The sequence below is a fragment of the Staphylococcus petrasii genome, assembly GCF_002902565.1.
GTDB classification, from domain to species: Bacteria; Bacillota; Bacilli; order Staphylococcales; family Staphylococcaceae; genus Staphylococcus; species Staphylococcus petrasii.
In genome coordinates this window covers 1-414 of the sequence record NZ_PPRC01000119.1, presented here as the reverse complement: position 1 = coordinate 414, position 414 = coordinate 1, and the positions used below count along the sequence as shown (strand labels likewise).

Here is a 414-nt window from a genome sequence, read left to right as displayed (position 1 = left end):
TTCCTTTTTCATCAGAATCTTGGATACCATCTTTATTGGTATCTTCCCATACATAGTCGCCTAAATTATATGTTGGTTTATAAAATCCTGTATCAATTGTTTCATTATCTGCATCTTTAATAGTAGCAATTGTTGTTGTGCCATTTGAATCTTTACCATTATCATTACCAGAATTAACAGATGTTGGCGTATAACCTTTTGGTGTTTCAAAATCGACTGTATACGTTCCATTTTCTAAACCAGTAAATTGATATTTACCACTTTCATCTGTTGTTGTTGTGCCAATTGTATTGCCGTCACTATCTTTTAATGTAACGGTTACACCTGTAATTCCTTTTTCATCAGAATCTTGGATACCATCTTTATTGGTATCTTCCCATACATAGTCGCCTAAATTATATGTTGGTTTATAAA

Annotated in this window: 1 protein-coding gene; it reads right to left on the bottom strand. The window is 32.1% G+C overall.

Translation table 11 applies throughout. The features are described from left to right. Positions 1-414 (bottom strand): SdrD B-like domain-containing protein (locus tag CD127_RS11745; protein ID WP_206168816.1); only part of this gene is annotated, 414 nt, incomplete at both ends.